Here is a 16,658-nt window from a genome sequence, read left to right as displayed (position 1 = left end):
TCAGTCGGCGGCTTTCTCCGCGTTCATTTAGCCATGCTTCCGCTTATACAGCCTGAGTATACCTCGAACCGTTACATCCAGCTGGCTGCCGGATGTGTAATCACCCCGTACCACGTAGTTGGCCCGCTCTTCGGAGATAAGCTTTTCGATCTTATTCTGGGTTTTGCCGTCGTCCCATTTGTCACCGTCGAACACCGCAAGACTGCACCCGCCCTGCGCCTTCACCATTTTCATTGCCGGGATATCGGTGTCACCGTCGCCGAAATAGATCATGTGGTCGAAGGGCACGGGGCGTTCACCGGGTTCGATGTATTCGTTAATGGTGACGTTGTCCCAGCTGTTCTCGATGCCCTTGTTGATGCGGAAAAGGTACTGGGTTTTAGTGGTGTAGTCGATGGCCACGGCGGGCCACTTGGCATGCCCTGTGGCTTCATCATAGTGATAACGGCACCCGAAAATTTTCTTGAAATGCTTTGCCACCGGCGTGCCGCGAATCATCTCCTCCAGCCCGCTGGAGACAATGTAATGGCTCAGGGCAATACCCTGGTCGCTGGCGAAGCGGTTGATGGCGTCAAACCAGTCCACGACCCCGGGGAACAGGGGGATGGACTTTCCGTAGGCCTGTAGTCTCTCCGGTTTCAGCTCATCCTGCTTGCCCTCATCGCGGGCGCGTTTGGCCAGTTCGCCGAGGTAGGTGAGTATCTCATCGCCGTCCCGCTCACGGTTCTTGCGATTCACTTCCGGCCAGAAGTCGGAATGCTCGTTCAAACCCAAGGCCGGCATCAGGCCGTGTTCGGCGCAGTTGCCTTTGGCAAGGGTGCCGTCGAAGTCATAGATCAGAGCGCATTGCATTGTCTTTGTGCCTTCTTTCCATGGATGACATCAGCGTAGCCGGTTATTACAAACGACGCCCGGCCAGGCGATTTTTCTGGGCGCGGACGGCCTCTGTCAGAAAATCCATCAGCGCATGAATCCTCACCACGCCTCGCAGGTCCGGATGCATCAGAAACCACAGGCCGTATTCCAGCTCTGGAATGGGGTCGGTGAGTTGAACGATGTCCGGGTCCTCGTCCGCGAGATAGCAGGGCATCACGGCCAGCCCCATGCGGGAGCGAATGGCGCTGAGGATGCTCACCAGGGTATCTACACGGTAAACACAGGCCTGCTTCAGCGCGTGGTTATCCATCCACTGGTCCACGGAGGAATCCTGAAGCCTCGGCCCGGCGCCAATCCAGGGCTCACTGGCAAGGGCCTCTATGGAGGTTCCCGGCGTCAGGCCGAGGTCTTTGTGAGCATAGACCGCCTGGCCGAGGGTGGTCAGTGGCCGGCCAATCAGGTTTTCCGGTGGACGGTTGGAGGGGCGTATAGCCACGTCCGCCTCCCGACGTGTGAGATTGAACAACTGATTGGACACCGCAACATCCAACACAATGCCTGGGTATTTGTGCCGGAACTGCGTGAACAACGGTGCCAGCACGCCCATCAGAAGAGAGTCCGTTGTGGTGGTCCAGATCTCGCCACTGGGCTCCAGGTCACGGCCGGCCACCTTGCGCTCGGCGGCCAAGGCGGCCTCGTCCATGACCTTTGCCGTGTCTGCGAGTTCTTCCCCTGCCAGTGTGGGCCGATAACCTGTGCGGCCTCTCTCAAAGAGAATCACCCCAAGGCGCTGCTCAACATCGCCCAGCCGCCGGAACACCGTAGCGTGGCTCACGCCCAGTGCCCGAGACGCGCCAGAGAGCGAGCCAGAAGTAGCAATGGCGAGCACCAGTTCAAAGTCATTCCACGCCAGATTGCTCCGTGTTCTCGCGGAGGCGGTGGGCGATTTTTTGGGTTGTTTATCTGTTCGTTTTTGCAAAGTCTGTTCTCGGTTCTAGGGAATAGTTTGCAGTTTAGAACAAGTTTAGCATGTACCTGAACTCATACGACAACCAGTGCGATCCGCCACAAGGTGCGGCGCCAGGGAGGATAGAGACATGTTGATCTCAGCAGAAAAGACCTACCTTAGCGGTGGCAATTCGCTGGCTTTCCGCGAGCCGGCAGACGGTAATGCAAAAGAGTTGCACCGGAGCAGCATACCGCTCAGATATCGCGATGGGATGGGAGGCGTCAATCTTGAGCAAGTGAAGCGGGATCAGCGCAGGGCGCGTCGAGACCTCATGCGGGCGATGATCCGGGGCCTGAACCGGCTGCTGCGTCTGCACTAGAAGAACGCTCCGGCTGCGGCACGCCAACCGGTGCTGATCGTTCAGTGTTGCTATAGTCATATAACAGGCACTGATGTCGGAGCGCGAAATGACCCAGAATATGGAACTAATCGAGCGGATTGAGCGTATGCGCGATCTCAATCCGCTGGATGCCGCTGAAGAGCTGATGCAGTCACCCGTGGACGATATTCAGTTCATCCTTTCGCGATTGCCTGCGGAACAGGCACAGGTCATCGCTTCACATCTCGGAGATCTGTCCGCACCGGAAGAAGCGGCGACCCGCGCAGTGCTTTCCGGCATGGAAGAAACCGTCGGCGAACTGATGACGCCGGTAACAGCAACATTACCGGACAGCTACACCGTAGCTGAGGCGCTGACCTTCATGGTGAAAAGCGCCGATGTTTCGGAGATCAGCTACATTTTCGTGACGGATAATGACTGCCTGGTGGGTGTGGTCGGCATGCGAGACCTGATCCTGGCCAAGCCCTCCGAGGCCCTGTCTGCCATCATGGTGCGAGAGCCGTTTGCGTTCCAGGAAGGCACGCTGGTGAAGGATGCAGTCAGTGAAGTGCTCTACCGACACTACCGCATGTACCCGGTGGTGGACGAGCAGCAGCACGTGGTGGGCGAGGTGCGGGGTTGGAAGCTCTACGAACGCATCGCATCGGAACTCAGTGCCCAGGCCGGTTCCCAATACGGTGTGGCAAAGGAAGAACAGATCAACACACCGGTGCTGGCGGCGTTTCGCATGCGCCACCCCTGGCTGCAGGTGAATCTGATTACCGCGTTCGCTGCTGCCTTCGTAGTCGGCATGTTCGAGAGCACCATCGCCCAGATTGTTGCCTTAGCGGCCTTCCTGCCGGTTCTTGCCGGGCAAAGCGGCAACACCGGCTGTCAGGCGCTGGCCATTACCCTGAGGGGCATCACCCTGGGGCAGATCAATGACTATCCAATCCGGCGATTGCTGCGCAAGGAAGTTCTACTGGGCGCACTCAATGGCGCTGCCGTTGGCGTCATTGCCGGTATTGCGATGTTTGCTTATGCCTTGTCCACCGATTCCGCTAACCCGGCCATGCTCGGCCTCGTTATCTTCATCGCCATGGTCGGCGCCTGCATGGGCAGCGGTATCTTCGGGGTGGCGGTGCCGTTGGTGCTCAAACGGTTCGGCGCCGACCCAGCCACTGCGAGCAGCATCTTTTTGACAACGTTCACCGACATTATCGGTATGGGCCTGATGCTGTTCCTTGCAACCTCGTTGGTGCTGTAACCACGTTGTCTGAGGACAGGCTCACTTTTCATCACTATGCGGGTACTTTGAAGAGTTCCTTTCAAGCGGGAAAAGCACGCCAGCTTCACGTTTACGGATGCCGTATTTCTTGAACTAGCGCAGCTGACTGTCCTTGCTGCCACGGCGATTGATACTACCATGAGACGTTTCGTGTTTTTCAAGACTAGACTGACACGCAACGCAAAGTTGAACCCCGGGAATCGCTTTGCGGCGCGCTTCCGGAATCGCACTGTCACACTCCTCGCAATGGGTGGCACTCTCGCCGCTCACCAGTTGGCTGCGTGCGCGCTGCACCTCGTCGTCTACGCTCGCGTCGATCTGATCCTGAACGGCGCCATCCCGGGACCAACCACCTGCCATAGCGCTCTCCCATCTTTGCAAAAGTCGTGTAAAACTGCGTCTGACCCGTTTCGTACGGTGCGCTAGTCTGGAAAACTGCTCGTACTCTCAATGACTTTGAATCACTGTCAATCATTTTTCAGCTTCTGTGCGGCTGCCCGCTATCGTCATAATCGCCGTGCAAGCTACATTCTGTTATTAAAAAAGAAAGGTGCCTTTGTGTCCACCAGCGTCCAGATAAGCGACATTAACCTTACCTATCCAACCGAGTCCGGCACCGTCGCGGTGCTCAACAACGCTTCACTCACAATCCCGCCCGGCGACACACTGGCGATTACCGGCCCGTCCGGAAGCGGGAAAACCTCGCTGCTTCTGTTGCTATCCGGGCTCCAGCGCCCGACCAGTGGAGAGATCCTCGTAGGCAACCAGCGCCTGGGCGAGATGGATGCCAACGCATTGGCCGACTGGCGCAGCGAACACCTGGGCATCATCTTTCAGTCCTTTCATTTGTTGCCGGGCTTGACGGCACTTGGGAACGTTAGTCTGCCGCTGGAAATCGCCGGGCAGTTGGATGCCCGCGAGCAGGCCCTTTCGATGCTGGAGGCGGTCGGCCTTACCCACCGGCTGCAGCATTATCCAGGACAGCTTTCCGGGGGTGAGCAACAGCGTGTCGCGATCGCACGGGCACTGGTGCACCAGCCAAGTCTGCTGCTGGGCGATGAGCCCACCGGCAACCTGGACCATGCTACCGGCGAAAAAGTGCTCTCACTGCTGTTCGACCTCCACAAGGAAAGCAAATCCACCCTGGTGCTGGTAACCCACGACGAACGTGTCGCGGAGCGCTGTCAGCACCGGGTCCGGATGGATGGTGGGCGCCTTTATGAAGCGTAATGCTCAGACAAAGCCGCTGTGGATGCTCAAATTCGCGATCACCGATCTGCGATCGCGCATCTCTGCGCTCAAGGTCTTTCTCGCCTGCCTTATCCTCGGCGTTACCCTGGTGGCCGCTACGGCCAGCCTCTACCGGGTGATCGAGCTGAGCCTGCTGGCGGATACCCGCATGTTATTGGGTGGCGATGTGGAGCTCGATGCCAGTGAGCCGTTACCAAGTGACGTGATCGATTGGGTAGGGCGCACCGGGACTCTTTCGCTGGTTCGGGAGTTCGACACGATTGTCAGTGGCGAAAGCGGTGACGGCTTCTTTCGCGCCGAGATCCTGATTCCGGATGCGGCCTATCCGCTCTACGGTGAGCTGCAGCTAACGCCGGATCAGTCGCGTGCCGAGCTAACCGCACGCAAGGATGGCCGATGGGGCGCCGTAATTGACCCCTTGCTGGCCGAGCGCCTGGGCCAGACTATAGGAGACCAGATTGAGATAGGCGCAGCCACGTTTCGCATCAGCGGCCTGATCCAGAAACAGCCGGATCGCCGCCTGAACGCCAACTGGCGTGGCCTGCCCATCATGATTTCCGAACAGGCGGTCGAGGCGACGGAACTGATCCGGCCAGGCAGCCGCGTGGACTACGAATACCGGGTGAAGACCGACCAGAATCTGGATACGTGGCTGGCGGACTTCGAACAGGCATTCCCGGAACCAAATTGGGACACCACCACCTTCGCCGAGCGCAGCCAACGCATCGCCGAACGGCTGGACCAGATTGCCACAGCGCTCATCCTGATTGCCTTTACCACGCTGTTTATTGGTGGCCTCGGTGTCGCCAACAGCATACACGCCTACCTGGATGAAAAACTGGGCACCATCGCCACCCTGCAGACGCTGGGCCTGCGCCGCAAACCATTGGTGGCCATCTACCTGTTGCAGATCGGATTGCTGGGCAGCCTGGCTGGCCTGATCGGAGGCGGAATCGGACTGGGGTTCTCTGCGGTGGCGATATCCCTGGCCGGCGACGCCTACGCGCTGTCCGGGCCCGAAGGGGCAGGGGGCTGGTTATCCCTGTGGTTTGTTCCCTTGCTGCTGAGCTGGCTGTTTGCGGTACTTACGGCCTACGTCTTCGCGCTGCGGGCCCTGGCCAGGGCCCTTGCCGCGTCGCCGGCTGGGCTGTTCCGGGGGCAGGTACAGGCCGCCCGTAACGAACCCCGCACATGGCGGGTCGCGAGTTATGTGCTGCTGGCGATCTATATCAGCGCCACTCTGTTCTGGTTGCCGTCGCCGCAACTGGGATTCCTGTTTCTGCTGGCGGTGGTCGTACTCTGGGCCTTGCTGGAGGGCATCATCAAAGGGCTGCGGCGAGGCGCCAAAGCGCTGGAAAACAGTGGCTTTGCTGACCGCAAGTTCGCCCGGCGGCTGGCGCTCGCCAACCTCCACCGGCCGGATTCGCCACTGCGGGCAACGTTGTTGTCGCTCGGCACCGCGTTGACCCTGGTGGTGGCTTGCACCCTGATGGTCACCACCCTTCTGAGAGCACTGGAAACCACGATCCCGGCGGAATCCCCCGCGCTGATCCTCTATGAAGTGTTCCCGGACCAGATGGAACCGCTCACGTCAGGCCTTGAATCGCTGGACCCGTCCAGCAGGACGGAGCTTCTGCCACTGGTTCGCGCCCGAATGGCCGCCATCAATAAAGAGCCCATCGCAGACGCGCTCGCTGACGACCCCCGAGCCAGGCGCGAAGCCATGGGTGACGAATACAAGCTCACCTACCTGGCGGGAAATCCGGAAGGCCTTGAGCTGGTAAAAGGCAATTGGTGGAGCACTCCGGCCCCGGAAGGGCAGCCCGCCTACATGGCGATGGAAGACCGCGAAGCCAACGCACTCGGGCTAACGGTGGGCGACCGGATTGAGTTCACGGCACAGGACCAGCCGATTGCCGTCGAAATCCGGGCCATATACCGCCAGAAAGGCTTACAGACCCGGTTCTGGTTTGAAGGTGTTCTGCAGCAAGGCGCCCTGGATGGATTGATCAGCCTGTACGTCGGCGCGGTCTACCAGAGCGACCCCGCCGCCAAGGAATCGCAGCAATGGCTGGCCAGCAACATCCCCAACGTGATCACACTGCGCACGGCGGACTGGCTTGAAACGGCGGGAGACCTGCTCAACAAGGCAGCCGCTGGCCTTGCGGCGGTTGCGTCCGTCAGCCTGCTGGCGAGCCTGTTGGTGTTGTCCAGCGTGGTCAGCGTCAGCCGCAGGCGCCAACTCTACGAGGCCAACCTGCTGCATTGTCTCGGTGCCAGGCACCAGGCCATCCGGAACTCCATGCTGCTGGAAACCGGCTTGCTGACCTTGCTGGCGACGGTGTTCGCCACCGGGCTGGGTTCGCTGATCGCGCTGCCGGTGGCAGACCTGGCGCTGAAACTGCCAGCGGGAGATCTGTGGTGGATCGGCGCATTGGTGGCCGGCGTCGTCAGCGCGCTGGCGTTGCTAGGAGGATTGCTGCCTACGTTGAGGGCGATGCGGCTGAATCCGGCGGTTCTGTTGCGGGATGGGTAATTGACTGGTTACATCGCCCTCGCGAACAACCCAAAGGGCAGGGCCTTCAACACGTAACTGAGCGGTGTCCAGGGCCACCAGGGCACATAGGCGCGGCGTACCTCGGAATCGATCGCTTTCACCAGAGCCTTCACGCCGGTTTCCAAGTCCACCCGGAAGGGGGCGTTCTTGGTATCGCGGTTGATGTCGGTGAGGATGTAGCCCGGCATAATGTTGCTGACGTTGATGGGCTTGCCCTTGGTGTCCAGTTGCAGGCCTTCAGCCAGTGACGCTACGGCGGCCTTGGTGGCTGCGTAGACGTTGATAGGGCCACGGAAGCCGCGAACACCGCTGACTGACGACATCAGTACCAGATGCCCACTGTTCTGTTCCCGGAAAATCTCCATCGCCGCCTCGCTCTGGGCAATGGCGGCGATGAAGTTGGTTTCCGCCGTCTGTCGGTTGGCGGCAAAGTGCCCGCGCCCAATCGGCTGGGAGCTGCCAATACCTGCATTCACCACCACGCGGTCAAGGCCGCCCAGCTCTTCCCGAAAGCCCCGGAATACCTCGAACACCTGCTCGTAGTCGCACACGTCCAGGCCGCGGACCAGCACCCGAATATCGGGGTAGGCCTGCTGTAATTCCCGCTGTAATGCCTCCAGCTTATCCGCCCGCCGCGCACAGAGCGCAAGATTGCAGCCCTTGGCGGCCCATTCGCGGGCCATGCCTTCACCGAGGCCGGTGCTGGCACCGGTAATCAGAATGTTCTTTCTCATTGGTTATGCCTTGGCTGGTTCAAGTTGTTTGAGATCAGCCTAGCATGATTGGTTGAGTTTGGAATTGGGTGACGCGCCTTAATCTACGGTTCCCGTTAGCCCCGACTCATGCAGCGCCTTGCCAATCGCCTGATAGGCTCTTTCCGCTTCCGACAGGGCTGCATAATCGCGTGCGCAAACCGCGACGATAACCGCTTCATCGGGTGCCTGGGGGTTGAGCAGGCCGATATCGCAGGAGCGGGCCACCTGGGTGCCGGTTTTGTGGGCGAAATGGGTGCCCGCTGGCAAGCCCCCTGCAATCCGGTGATCACCCGTGGTTATTTCGGATAGATACCCCAGCAATTGGTCCGTGTGGGCGTCATTCAACAGTTCGCCCCTGACCAGTTGCTCCAGCAATGCCCCGAAGGCTTCGAGACTGCCTGAGTTGATTCCCCGCTGGTAATAGCGCTCAAAGGCTTCACGCACGCCTTTGGCATCCGCCTCTCGTGCAGTGATGTTGAGTTTTTCCAGCAACATATCGTACCGCGCCTGGTAGGTGCGGGCGGTTTTCAGATCGATGAAATCACGATTGGTCAGCACCGAAACACTGGGGTGAACTTCCCTGTATGCGTCGTAGCGCACCTGAAGGATCGTGGTAATCGGCCCCAGCCCTTCGGGAACCAGCCGTGCCACATCCTCTCCGAATGATTTCTCGCCAAGAAAACGTATCAACATGTCGGTTGCTGTGCTGTCACTGTCGACAATAGAGCGTCTGTTGAGCTCTTTCAGGCTGTAACGGGCACCGGGGTCCACCCAGAGCAGATCTCCAGTGCCATCCACATAATCTGCAGCCCGGAGAGTGAGTTTCTGCTCCAGATCCAGGCCTTCGTTCTCGGCACGTTGCATCAATACGATGGCTAGCGGAATTTTGACGGTAGAGGCCAGATACCAGTCCTGGTCGATGTTATGAGAAACCTTCTGACCCGTACCCAGATGACGGATGTAGACCCCGAGATCGCCAGAGAAGGTTCGGTCAATGCGTTCGATTTCTTTCTGCAGAGCCGGGGACCAGTCATCGGCCTGGGCCACAGAACCCAGGCTGAGAACGAAGAGGGCCAACAGTGCCGCACCGGCCTGCGAGAAGATAGGTTGCAGATTCATGGGGCTCCCTGTTTGCGCCGGGTTACAAATGCTAAGGGTTCCAATGCTGCGTGCACTGTCCGACGGCTGTCAACGAACCGCCAGTTACGATCCGGTAGCCTTCAAGCGATCTTCATCTATTACCGCTAAACCTGATATGCGAAGGTTGCGTTTATAGGGAAAGAACCCAACTGCGGCGCAGGGAGTATCCGAAATGGCGAGCAAAGGCGAACGTATTGACGGTCTGGATGCCCTTCGGGGCTTTGCCATCTTCGGTATCCTGCTGATTAATATTCAGGTGTTCTCGGGCTGGGGGTTCGTCTCCGCTGACACAAGGCAAGCGTTAACCTGGTCGGAATGGGACGAACCCATCGCCACCTGGCTGGACATCCTGGTGCGGGCCAAGTTCTATAGCCTGTTCTCCCTGCTGTTTGGTTACAGCTTCATGATGCTGGCCCAGCGGGTACAGCAAAGCCCCGTCCGCTATCACTTGCGGCGAATGCTGGGGCTGCTGGTTATTGGCACCGCCCATTCTCTGTTCCTATCCCCGTGGGACATCCTCATGCTGTACGGGGTAATGGGGCTTTTCCTGGGGGCCTTCCTGAACGTTCGCGCTCCAACGCTGGCTGCCTGCGGCGTTGCCCTGCTGGTAGTCACGGGTGTAGCACTCTGGTTCGAGCCCCAGTTGGGGTTGGCGGATCTCGGAAGCGGCCTTTCACTGCGCCTGCTGCAGGACAATGTGCCAGCCCTGAGTGGGGGGAGTTACCTGGAGGTGGTCGAAGCCAATGCCTACCTCAGCGTCAGCGTGTTTCTGGATCGGATTGAACACCTGCGCCCCCTACGGGTGATGGCGATGTTTCTATTTGGCGCCGCTGCTGCCCGCCTGCACCTGGCGGAGCGCAATTCGGGCCATGTCCGGCTATTGATTGTGGTGGCACTGGTTGGCCTGGTGGTCGGCACCGCCCTGGCCATGGCCGAGGTCAAACTGGGTGAAGAGAGCCTGGCCCACAGGGTTGTAAGTTTGCTGGGCGGTGTAGGCGCTCCACCGTTGCTTGCCATGGGCTATGGTGCCGTTCTGCTGCTTTGGTGGCGGGGCAGGGGACGCTTGACCGGGGCGGTTCGCTCGGCCCTTGCGCCAACCGGTCGTATGGCACTCACCAACTACATTCTGCAGTCCGCCGTCTGCATCTGCGTGTTCTATGGCATGTGGGGCGACCGCTTCGCCTCACTCTCGCTCGCAGCGCTGATGCTGTATTCAACGGTATTTTTCATCGCCCAGATGATCTTCAGCGCCGTCTGGCTGCGGCTGTTCACCCAAGGGCCCCTGGAATGGCTCTGGCGCTGGCAGATGAAGCGCAAGCGGCCGAGGTTGCTCCGAGCAGAGGCATAGAAATAGAAATAGAAATCAAGCCTCGTCCTTCAACGCCAGGCTGACCAGCTTGTGAACCACGGGCGACACCAGCATGATGGTGGGAAAGGCGACGACAAACGCAAAAAGCCAGGCATTCAGCCAGATTGAAACGATATTGCTGGTCCACCCCACGTTAAAAACGCTGATCACCAGCGACATGATGCAGGACATCAACAGTGACATGAAAAACGAAAATACGATTCTGTGATATTTGCGGTCAATCATTCTTTATCTCTTCAATACATTGGTAGAGCCCGGCAAGGGTTCCCCAGGGCAGTTCAGACTCTCTATCGTTTTTTCCTTCAGCCAGATCGTCTCACCCTGATACGGATGTTTTCTCCAGTCTTCTGTCACCTCAATACAAAAGCCGGGCAAATCAGGCAGGCGTTTGATAAAGGTTTTTGGATAACCTTCGGGCTTTTCACCAATGATGGCAGAATCCGAGTTCTTCAGATCGACGGCTGATTGTTGCGATGCACAACCAATAAGGCCTATGACCAAAAGTATGGTGAAAATGCACTTCATAGCGTGGACCCATCCAGATCTTTCACATAAACATGAGTCGTCTTTGTATGCTCGAAACCGATAGACGGGTAAAACCCATGGGACTCCGAACGACTCACATTGGATCGTACCACAACCCGTGACAGCCCTTTGGCGCGGGACCAGTCTTCAACAGCCTGAACGAGCAAGCGCCCAACACCCGCCCGTCGAACATTGGCGCTCACAACCAGCCCAGTGATCTCAGAGGTAAACAGCTCACGGATAGAAATACGCCTCTCGGCGACCGCCCACCCAACCACTGCGGCATCAGAAATGGCCACCCATATCTGATGGCTCGGAGATTCCAACAACGCCTCTAGCCATGCCCCAGTCTGAGATTCGTTGGAGGAATACCCCCATTCCAGAACAAGGTGGTGTATGCCCGAGAGGTGTTCAGCTGTTCCTTGCTGGATCGAGATATCCATATTCATTCAAAAGACCTGCTACCAGAGTTCATCGTTACCTCCCAACCCGTAGGTAAAAAGGACCGGATGAGGTTGTTTGTGGTGCTATACCTGCGTTTCATCCGGAATCCGTTCCAACAGGTCGGTAACGCCAACATCCACGCCTGCCTGCGACAGCAACGTTGAAACTTGCCCGCGGTGGTGGGTTTGATGGTTAAAGAAATGGAGAACCAGGCTCGAATACCGCTTGTTGGCGGAAACACCTTTCATGTTGTGGTAGGTGAGAACAAAATCCAGGTCCTCTTCTGAAAGCAGGGATGTCCATTCGATTATCTGGCGATCCAGCCAGATCCGGTGTTCCTTCAAGCCGTCCAGATCGTCAAAGACAATCTGATCCAGGCTCTTAGGGTTTTCAAGATCAACGACAGCCTGAAATGAGTCCAGGCAGGATGGGTGGGTCACGAAACGTTTGAACCATAGGGTGTCAGCCACAACGATGTGATTGAGCGTTCCCAGAATGGAGCCGAAGAAGGCCCCACGGTCCTTGGCTAACTCCGAGGCGGAGAGGCGACCAGCCGCTTCATAGACCTTTGCGTTCATCCACTGATTGTAAGCGGCCAATAATTGGAAATGTTCTTTCAGACTCATCGGGGCTTCTCTTTGGTGGAGGGTGTCACTTCAAGTACACTGCTCTCATTTTATGCCCGCATACCGAGCCTCACAACGAAAGAAAGCGCTCGAGGCGTACCCGCTCGTCCTGCAACGCTGGCTTGAACGCTGTGTCGTCTGGGGCATGCCCGCGCACATACCCTGGCTCCAGCTCCAATTGCCCATCACGTACGGCAGCATTTGCCCAGCCTATGACATGACCGCGCCACAGCATAGGTAGGGCATAGTAACCACGTACCCGCTTGGGCGCCGGAGTGTAGGCCTCAAAACGGTAGGCCCAGCCCCAGAAACGCTCAAAGCGATCGCGGTCCCAAACTAGGGGGTCGAAGGGTGCCAGTAGGCGCAGGTGGTCATCCAGCACATCGTCACCCGCAAAGCGGCGGCTGCCAGGATTCTCTCCGATGGGCCAAAACCAGCGACAGCCATCCACTGTCGCCTGGGGCAGGCGAGCCTTTGCACGCGCGAGAGCTTCACGACGACGCTCGCGCCACTGCGGGACTGCTGAAGAACTCACGCTCGTTACCAGGCGGCTGAGCGTAGCCGCAGGCAGCGGGGCATACTTTGCGACTGCGACGTCGACCAATGCGTCCAGTGTGGTATCCGGGTTCACCGCGTCGTGCTCATCAGCGAGCGGCGGCGCATACAGGCGTACCCCGGCTTCGCGCTTTGCCACACGCAGCAGCCCACGATAATGCATGCCGTCCAAGAGCTGCGTACTGGCACGGCTATTACCGCCGAACCAATTCTTGGTGGTGCCATGCTCGAAGGCTGAGTCCACCTCGCGCGGGTGAACGACACCACGGCTTTGCACAAATTCCTGCACCGCCTGCGCCTGTTCCCAGCGTGAGCGTGGCCACTCGGTGCGCGCCGTGCGCGGGTGCATAAGGCGCTGAGTGGTGCGGGGCAGAACCCCGTAGTTGATAAAGAAATCTTCCTCGATCGCCAGGCGCGGGTAGCGAGCCTCCAGGTCACCCGCCTGGTAGTCGATAACACGATGGCGGAGCATCAAATCCTGCGCCCGTGCCGGCGCTCGTATTGGGTCGAGCTGGACAAAACCCAGTTTATTAATCGCACGTGCCAAAGTGGTCGGCTTGAAGAGACTGCGCGAGATGGCGTAGCGGCGCAAATGATCCATGGTGAGGGTAGCGGTCATAGTAATCAGTTGCCTTACTTGTCCGGCTGAATCGAGATGTGCCGGTCCGGCGGCGGCAGTTTGGGTAGCATGGCTTCCGCATCAACCGTGCGGGTAGCGAAAAAAGCTTCCGCCGCTTCAATCAGAGCCGCCTCGGTTTTGAGGATACCAAGATAGACCGGCCATTCGGCGTCGATCAGTTCCGTGCTGTAAAAATCCGGATCGACTTCCACCAACTTTGCCAGAAACCGGAACTCCATTTCGTTCATGACGGCGTAATCGCAGCGTTTGTTCAGAAACATGCCCAGCATCTGTTGGGCATTATAAGAGTCATGGCGGGCCAGGTTGGTACCAATCCGCCGCTCAAGTTGATCACTGTAGACAAACCATTTTCGCAGACAGATGCTGCCATCAAGATCATCGAAGGAAGCCGGTTGTCGGCCAGGTTGTGCGAACAGACGATCACGCCAGGTTAACACCGGTCCGACGGCGTGCATCCGGCTTGGTAGCGGCATCCACAACGGGTTGGCAAAAACCGCGTTGGCTTGTCCTTTTTCCAGGGCCCAGGCCTGGCGCTTGCGCGGCATCGGGCGAAAACCGGCTGTAATACCGGCCTCCAGGCTGAACTCATTGATCACCTCGACCAGAATGCCCTTGTTAAGGTTGTCACCGTAATAAAACGGCAGAAAACCCTCGTCCGACCCCATAATTTCGAGCGTTTGGGAAGAAACTGGAAGGCACCAGAATGCCACGATGATCAGCAAGCCTACTCTCATGAAAACTCCTCTTATGCTCCGATCCTAGGCTAGGAGCGCCTACTATACCGGGGTAAGTCCATGGTCGATTACGTAGGTTGTCATTTCTTGTTTGCCTTGGTTCTTGCTGCTGGTTTCCTGGCCCGGAGCGCCGCATTGAACGCCAGGGCCGCCCATTCTTTTGCCGCTTCAGAATCCTCGAAAATGCTCTCCGGTGCCATGTAGTAAGACATCTTAATCTTAGCGCCATTTTTCTCGTATTCGAACGGCTCCATATCCAGCTCTGTAAACCGCCCCATCGTTTCTCCATCGACCTTCAAATACAGAACGTCATCCGCAACAAGGCCAAACATCAAGCCATCGTGGTACACACCATAGCCGCCGAACATGCGCCGGACGGAAACCGGGCCGAACTGGCAAAAAACATCGTTGAGGTTTTCGACGAATTCGCTCATTCGTTCGCTTCTATATCGCCGGACGTTTGGCACACAATGCCCAAACACCTGCTGTTGAAAGTAACGCACCACCTGAAAAATTAAACCTACGCTGTGCTTTGGGCGAGACAAGCAGCCGACGTGCCGAGGATGCGAAAACTGTGTAAAGCGTGGCATTGATGGTCGCCAAGGCAACAAAAGTGACTGCAAGCAACCACATTTGGAACACCCCGTTTCCACCCGGCGTGATGAATTGCGGTAAAAAAGCCATGAAGAAAACGATGCCCTTTGGGTTGAGCGCCGTTACTAAATACGTGTTGGTGAACAACTTCAAATGGGAGGAGTCAGGCGCTGGCTCCGCCATTTCAGTGGGAGAGAAACCTGCCCGAAACAACTTGATACCTAGGTAAAGCAGGTACAAACCACCCGTTATTTTTACAACTGTGAACCAAAACGCAGATACCGCAAGCAACGCCCCCAAGCCCAAAAGTGAAGCAAACAATGCCGTAGAGTCACCGAGCGCGACCGCAGCCACCAGAGGAATATTGGCACGGCGACCATGAGCAACGGAATAACTGATGACGGCCAGAATGGTAGGGCCGGGAATAACCAGTAGAACCGCTGACGCGACGACAAAGGTAAACCAGGATTCAATTGTCATGAGATCGCCTGCTGAAAGCTAGAGCCTGCGTCGTGCTTGGCTTCGTAATGGGAATCGTCTATCGGATTCAATGGATATTTCAATATCGCTTTTCTTTCGCTAGGCTATCACCAATTCACATGGAGGCGAACATGGAAGGATTCCGCGCGTTAGCCTATGCGTTGTTAGTTTCTCTCCCCAGCCTGGGCTATTCCGGCACGTTGGTAGTCTCGCAAGATCTGGCCTTGGAATATCCGGAGCCTGAATTGATCTCCCATTCGAGCAATATGCTCATCCTGAAATACGATGATTGGGTACTGTCTCACCAGGTTGTCGATGGGGAATCCATGTATTCGCAGGTGGACCTCACAGGTGTCACCGTCGAGTTTATTCAGTCCATATTTATTCCTGAAAAGCGCTCCGTACTACCGAACTGGCTGCAAGTGCTTGCGGAAGAGCGGGGCAGGGAGTTTGGTTTGCCGGAAGGGGAAGTGACCAGCCAGAAGGTCGGCCAATTCGAGTTGCTCGGCACCTACAGCAAACAGCACAGGTCGGGGTATCTGTATGTGTTTGACCGGGCAGCTATTCATCACATCGTGATTCAGGGGACTGAAGAGCGGTATCAAGAGGTGATCAACCACATCAGGGAGCTTACGAGCTAATCTCGGAAAAAGGCGAATGCGACGAAGCGAAGAAGTTTGTTTCAGAACCACTAGGCCCCGGCAAAAATGCTCTGAAATGGTTGTCGAAGGAGGCCAGAAGCAAATTTCTGAAAACGCTTGCTGGGAACAAGGAGCACTACACGCTGTGTGTTATAGCTGCTGCTTACCGTATGGCTCAGCGATTTCATATGGCGGCGTTGGGTTAAATAGATCTATCCCGGTTTTCGTTGAAGCGCCAACACAAAATAACCGCGGGGCTTTTTCTACAGCTCCAACGCCTGAGTTGGGCGGCAATTTCGTCGACTCGTACTGTTGCTGGAGATTATCCAATTGAGCTCTGCCTTTTTTCGAGCCGATAACGCAAGAAGGTTTTATCTGCGACCTCTAATTGCCCATTTTTACGGAAGCCTAAACGCAGCAAGCCTTTAATATTCTTCCTCGTGGGCGGGAGGAGCACCGTGACCGCCTCGAAACCCATTTCTCCAAAAGCTCGACGAATTATTTCGCTGTAGAGGATTTTCCCTAATCCCCAATGATCCGGGTGCAGTACTAATCCCAAGTCAGCTTCCCCGTTCTCGCGTTGTAATCCACCCCAGCCGACAAACTGACCATCAACGACAAACGCCCACGGACCGTAACCATCTTCTTTCCATAGCCGTTCTTTTGCAGCAATAAATTCCTCGCAGTCGCTTTCCCCGAAACAACTGGTTGCCAAAGGCATATGCCGCCGCACCAACGGATTATTCATTAGTTCGATAATTTCGGAGCTATCGACTTCAGTTAGCCGCTTGAATTCAGTAGTCATCACTGTTCACTTTGCCGCCCAACGCTGAGCTAAGCGGCGCCACGACAGTG

20 protein-coding genes are annotated in these 16,658 nt (G+C 57.2%); 6 read left to right on the top strand and 14 right to left on the bottom strand.

What is annotated here, in order from left to right; translation table 11 throughout:
* Positions 1–27: 27 nt before the first annotated feature.
* Together B3M52_RS06315 and B3M52_RS06310 are read right to left on the bottom strand one after the other, a co-directional pair.
* A complete protein-coding gene (locus B3M52_RS06315; RefSeq protein WP_075196890.1) occupies positions 28–852 on the bottom strand; it encodes a haloacid dehalogenase-like hydrolase in 825 nt (274 codons plus the stop codon).
* Positions 853–898: 46 nt separating this feature from the next.
* Entirely contained in the window at positions 899–1,855 is a 957-nt protein-coding gene (locus B3M52_RS06310; RefSeq protein ID WP_075196889.1) for a LysR family transcriptional regulator, read from the bottom strand.
* Positions 1,856–1,973: 118 nt separating this feature from the next.
* Here B3M52_RS06310 and B3M52_RS06305 point away from each other — a divergent pair, with 118 nt between their 5' ends.
* Both B3M52_RS06305 and B3M52_RS06300 read left to right on the top strand, forming a co-directional pair.
* Complete coding sequence (locus B3M52_RS06305; RefSeq protein WP_007154336.1) at positions 1,974–2,204, top strand: hypothetical protein; 231 nt, start codon at positions 1,974–1,976, stop codon at positions 2,202–2,204.
* Between the two features lie 88 nt (positions 2,205–2,292).
* Positions 2,293–3,471 carry a magnesium transporter gene (locus tag B3M52_RS06300; RefSeq protein ID WP_075196888.1) on the top strand — a complete coding sequence of 393 codons (1,179 nt, stop codon included), beginning with the start codon at positions 2,293–2,295 and terminating at the stop codon, positions 3,469–3,471.
* Positions 3,472–3,585: 114 nt separating this feature from the next.
* Here B3M52_RS06300 and B3M52_RS06295 read toward each other — a convergent pair whose 3' ends face one another.
* Positions 3,586–3,852, bottom strand: a complete 267-nt coding sequence (locus B3M52_RS06295) for a DksA/TraR family C4-type zinc finger protein (RefSeq protein ID WP_075196887.1) — start codon at positions 3,850–3,852, stop codon at positions 3,586–3,588.
* 198 nt (positions 3,853–4,050) lie between these two features.
* Here B3M52_RS06295 and B3M52_RS06290 point away from each other — a divergent pair, with 198 nt between their 5' ends.
* Positions 4,051–4,722: an ABC transporter ATP-binding protein gene (locus B3M52_RS06290; RefSeq protein ID WP_256713647.1), complete on the top strand. Its 672-nt coding sequence runs from the start codon at positions 4,051–4,053 to the stop codon at positions 4,720–4,722.
* Positions 4,712–7,279 (top strand): ABC transporter permease, encoded by a 2,568-nt coding sequence (locus B3M52_RS06285; RefSeq protein WP_075196933.1) that lies wholly within the window; start codon positions 4,712–4,714, stop codon positions 7,277–7,279. The genes B3M52_RS06290 and B3M52_RS06285 overlap by 11 nt, the downstream gene beginning before the upstream one ends.
* An 8-nt stretch (positions 7,280–7,287) precedes the next feature.
* On the opposite strand, the gene B3M52_RS06280 is transcribed toward B3M52_RS06285, so the two are convergent.
* A complete protein-coding gene (locus tag B3M52_RS06280; protein ID WP_075196886.1) occupies positions 7,288–8,034 on the bottom strand; it encodes an SDR family oxidoreductase in 747 nt (248 codons plus the stop codon).
* Between the two features lie 78 nt (positions 8,035–8,112).
* Positions 8,113–9,174 carry a serine hydrolase gene (locus tag B3M52_RS06275; RefSeq protein WP_075196885.1) on the bottom strand — a complete coding sequence of 354 codons (1,062 nt, stop codon included), beginning with the start codon at positions 9,172–9,174 and terminating at the stop codon, positions 8,113–8,115.
* Between the two features lie 193 nt (positions 9,175–9,367).
* Here B3M52_RS06275 and B3M52_RS06270 point away from each other — a divergent pair, with 193 nt between their 5' ends.
* Complete coding sequence (locus B3M52_RS06270) at positions 9,368–10,543, top strand: DUF418 domain-containing protein (RefSeq protein WP_075196884.1); 1,176 nt, start codon at positions 9,368–9,370, stop codon at positions 10,541–10,543.
* 15 nt (positions 10,544–10,558) lie between these two features.
* Here the strand turns inward: B3M52_RS06270 and B3M52_RS06265 are convergent, their stop codons facing one another.
* The 8 genes from B3M52_RS06265 to B3M52_RS06230 all read right to left on the bottom strand — a co-directional run bounded on the left by B3M52_RS06265 (position 10,559) and on the right by B3M52_RS06230 (position 15,162).
* Positions 10,559–10,789 (bottom strand): DUF2798 domain-containing protein, encoded by a 231-nt coding sequence (locus B3M52_RS06265; RefSeq protein ID WP_036208309.1) that lies wholly within the window; start codon positions 10,787–10,789, stop codon positions 10,559–10,561.
* Positions 10,790–10,792: 3 nt separating this feature from the next.
* Positions 10,793–11,089 carry a hypothetical protein gene (locus B3M52_RS06260; protein ID WP_075196883.1) on the bottom strand — a complete coding sequence of 99 codons (297 nt, stop codon included), beginning with the start codon at positions 11,087–11,089 and terminating at the stop codon, positions 10,793–10,795.
* A complete protein-coding gene (locus B3M52_RS06255) occupies positions 11,086–11,538 on the bottom strand; it encodes a GNAT family N-acetyltransferase (protein ID WP_075196882.1) in 453 nt (150 codons plus the stop codon). The genes B3M52_RS06260 and B3M52_RS06255 overlap by 4 nt, the downstream gene beginning before the upstream one ends.
* A 78-nt stretch (positions 11,539–11,616) precedes the next feature.
* Positions 11,617–12,159 carry a DinB family protein gene (locus B3M52_RS06250; RefSeq protein WP_075196881.1) on the bottom strand — a complete coding sequence of 181 codons (543 nt, stop codon included), beginning with the start codon at positions 12,157–12,159 and terminating at the stop codon, positions 11,617–11,619.
* A 70-nt stretch (positions 12,160–12,229) separates the two neighbouring features.
* The gene (locus tag B3M52_RS06245; protein ID WP_075196880.1) at positions 12,230–13,333 is read right to left on the bottom strand and encodes a DNA glycosylase AlkZ-like family protein; all 1,104 of its coding nucleotides are present in this window, start codon (positions 13,331–13,333) and stop codon (positions 12,230–12,232) included.
* A 14-nt stretch (positions 13,334–13,347) separates the two neighbouring features.
* Positions 13,348–14,088, bottom strand: coding sequence for a substrate-binding periplasmic protein (locus B3M52_RS06240; RefSeq protein ID WP_075196879.1), 741 nt, complete (start codon positions 14,086–14,088; stop codon positions 13,348–13,350).
* 80 nt (positions 14,089–14,168) lie between these two features.
* On the bottom strand, positions 14,169–14,522 hold the full coding sequence (locus B3M52_RS06235) for a TfoX/Sxy family protein (protein ID WP_075196878.1): 354 nt from the start codon (positions 14,520–14,522) through the stop codon (positions 14,169–14,171).
* A 10-nt stretch (positions 14,523–14,532) separates the two neighbouring features.
* Positions 14,533–15,162: a LysE family translocator gene (locus tag B3M52_RS06230; protein WP_075196877.1), complete on the bottom strand. Its 630-nt coding sequence runs from the start codon at positions 15,160–15,162 to the stop codon at positions 14,533–14,535.
* A 131-nt stretch (positions 15,163–15,293) separates the two neighbouring features.
* On the opposite strand from B3M52_RS06230, the gene B3M52_RS06225 reads away from it, so the two are divergent.
* Entirely contained in the window at positions 15,294–15,803 is a 510-nt protein-coding gene (locus tag B3M52_RS06225) for a hypothetical protein (RefSeq protein WP_075196876.1), read from the top strand.
* Positions 15,804–16,125: 322 nt separating this feature from the next.
* Here the strand turns inward: B3M52_RS06225 and B3M52_RS06220 are convergent, their stop codons facing one another.
* On the bottom strand, positions 16,126–16,608 hold the full coding sequence (locus tag B3M52_RS06220) for a GNAT family N-acetyltransferase (protein ID WP_075196875.1): 483 nt from the start codon (positions 16,606–16,608) through the stop codon (positions 16,126–16,128).
* Positions 16,609–16,658: the final 50 nt, after the last annotated feature.

Source organism: Marinobacter sp. UBA2688 (assembly GCF_002352785.1).
GTDB classification, from domain to species: domain Bacteria; phylum Pseudomonadota; class Gammaproteobacteria; order Pseudomonadales; family Oleiphilaceae; genus Marinobacter; species Marinobacter salarius.
This window is presented reverse-complemented; position numbering and strand designations above follow the sequence as displayed.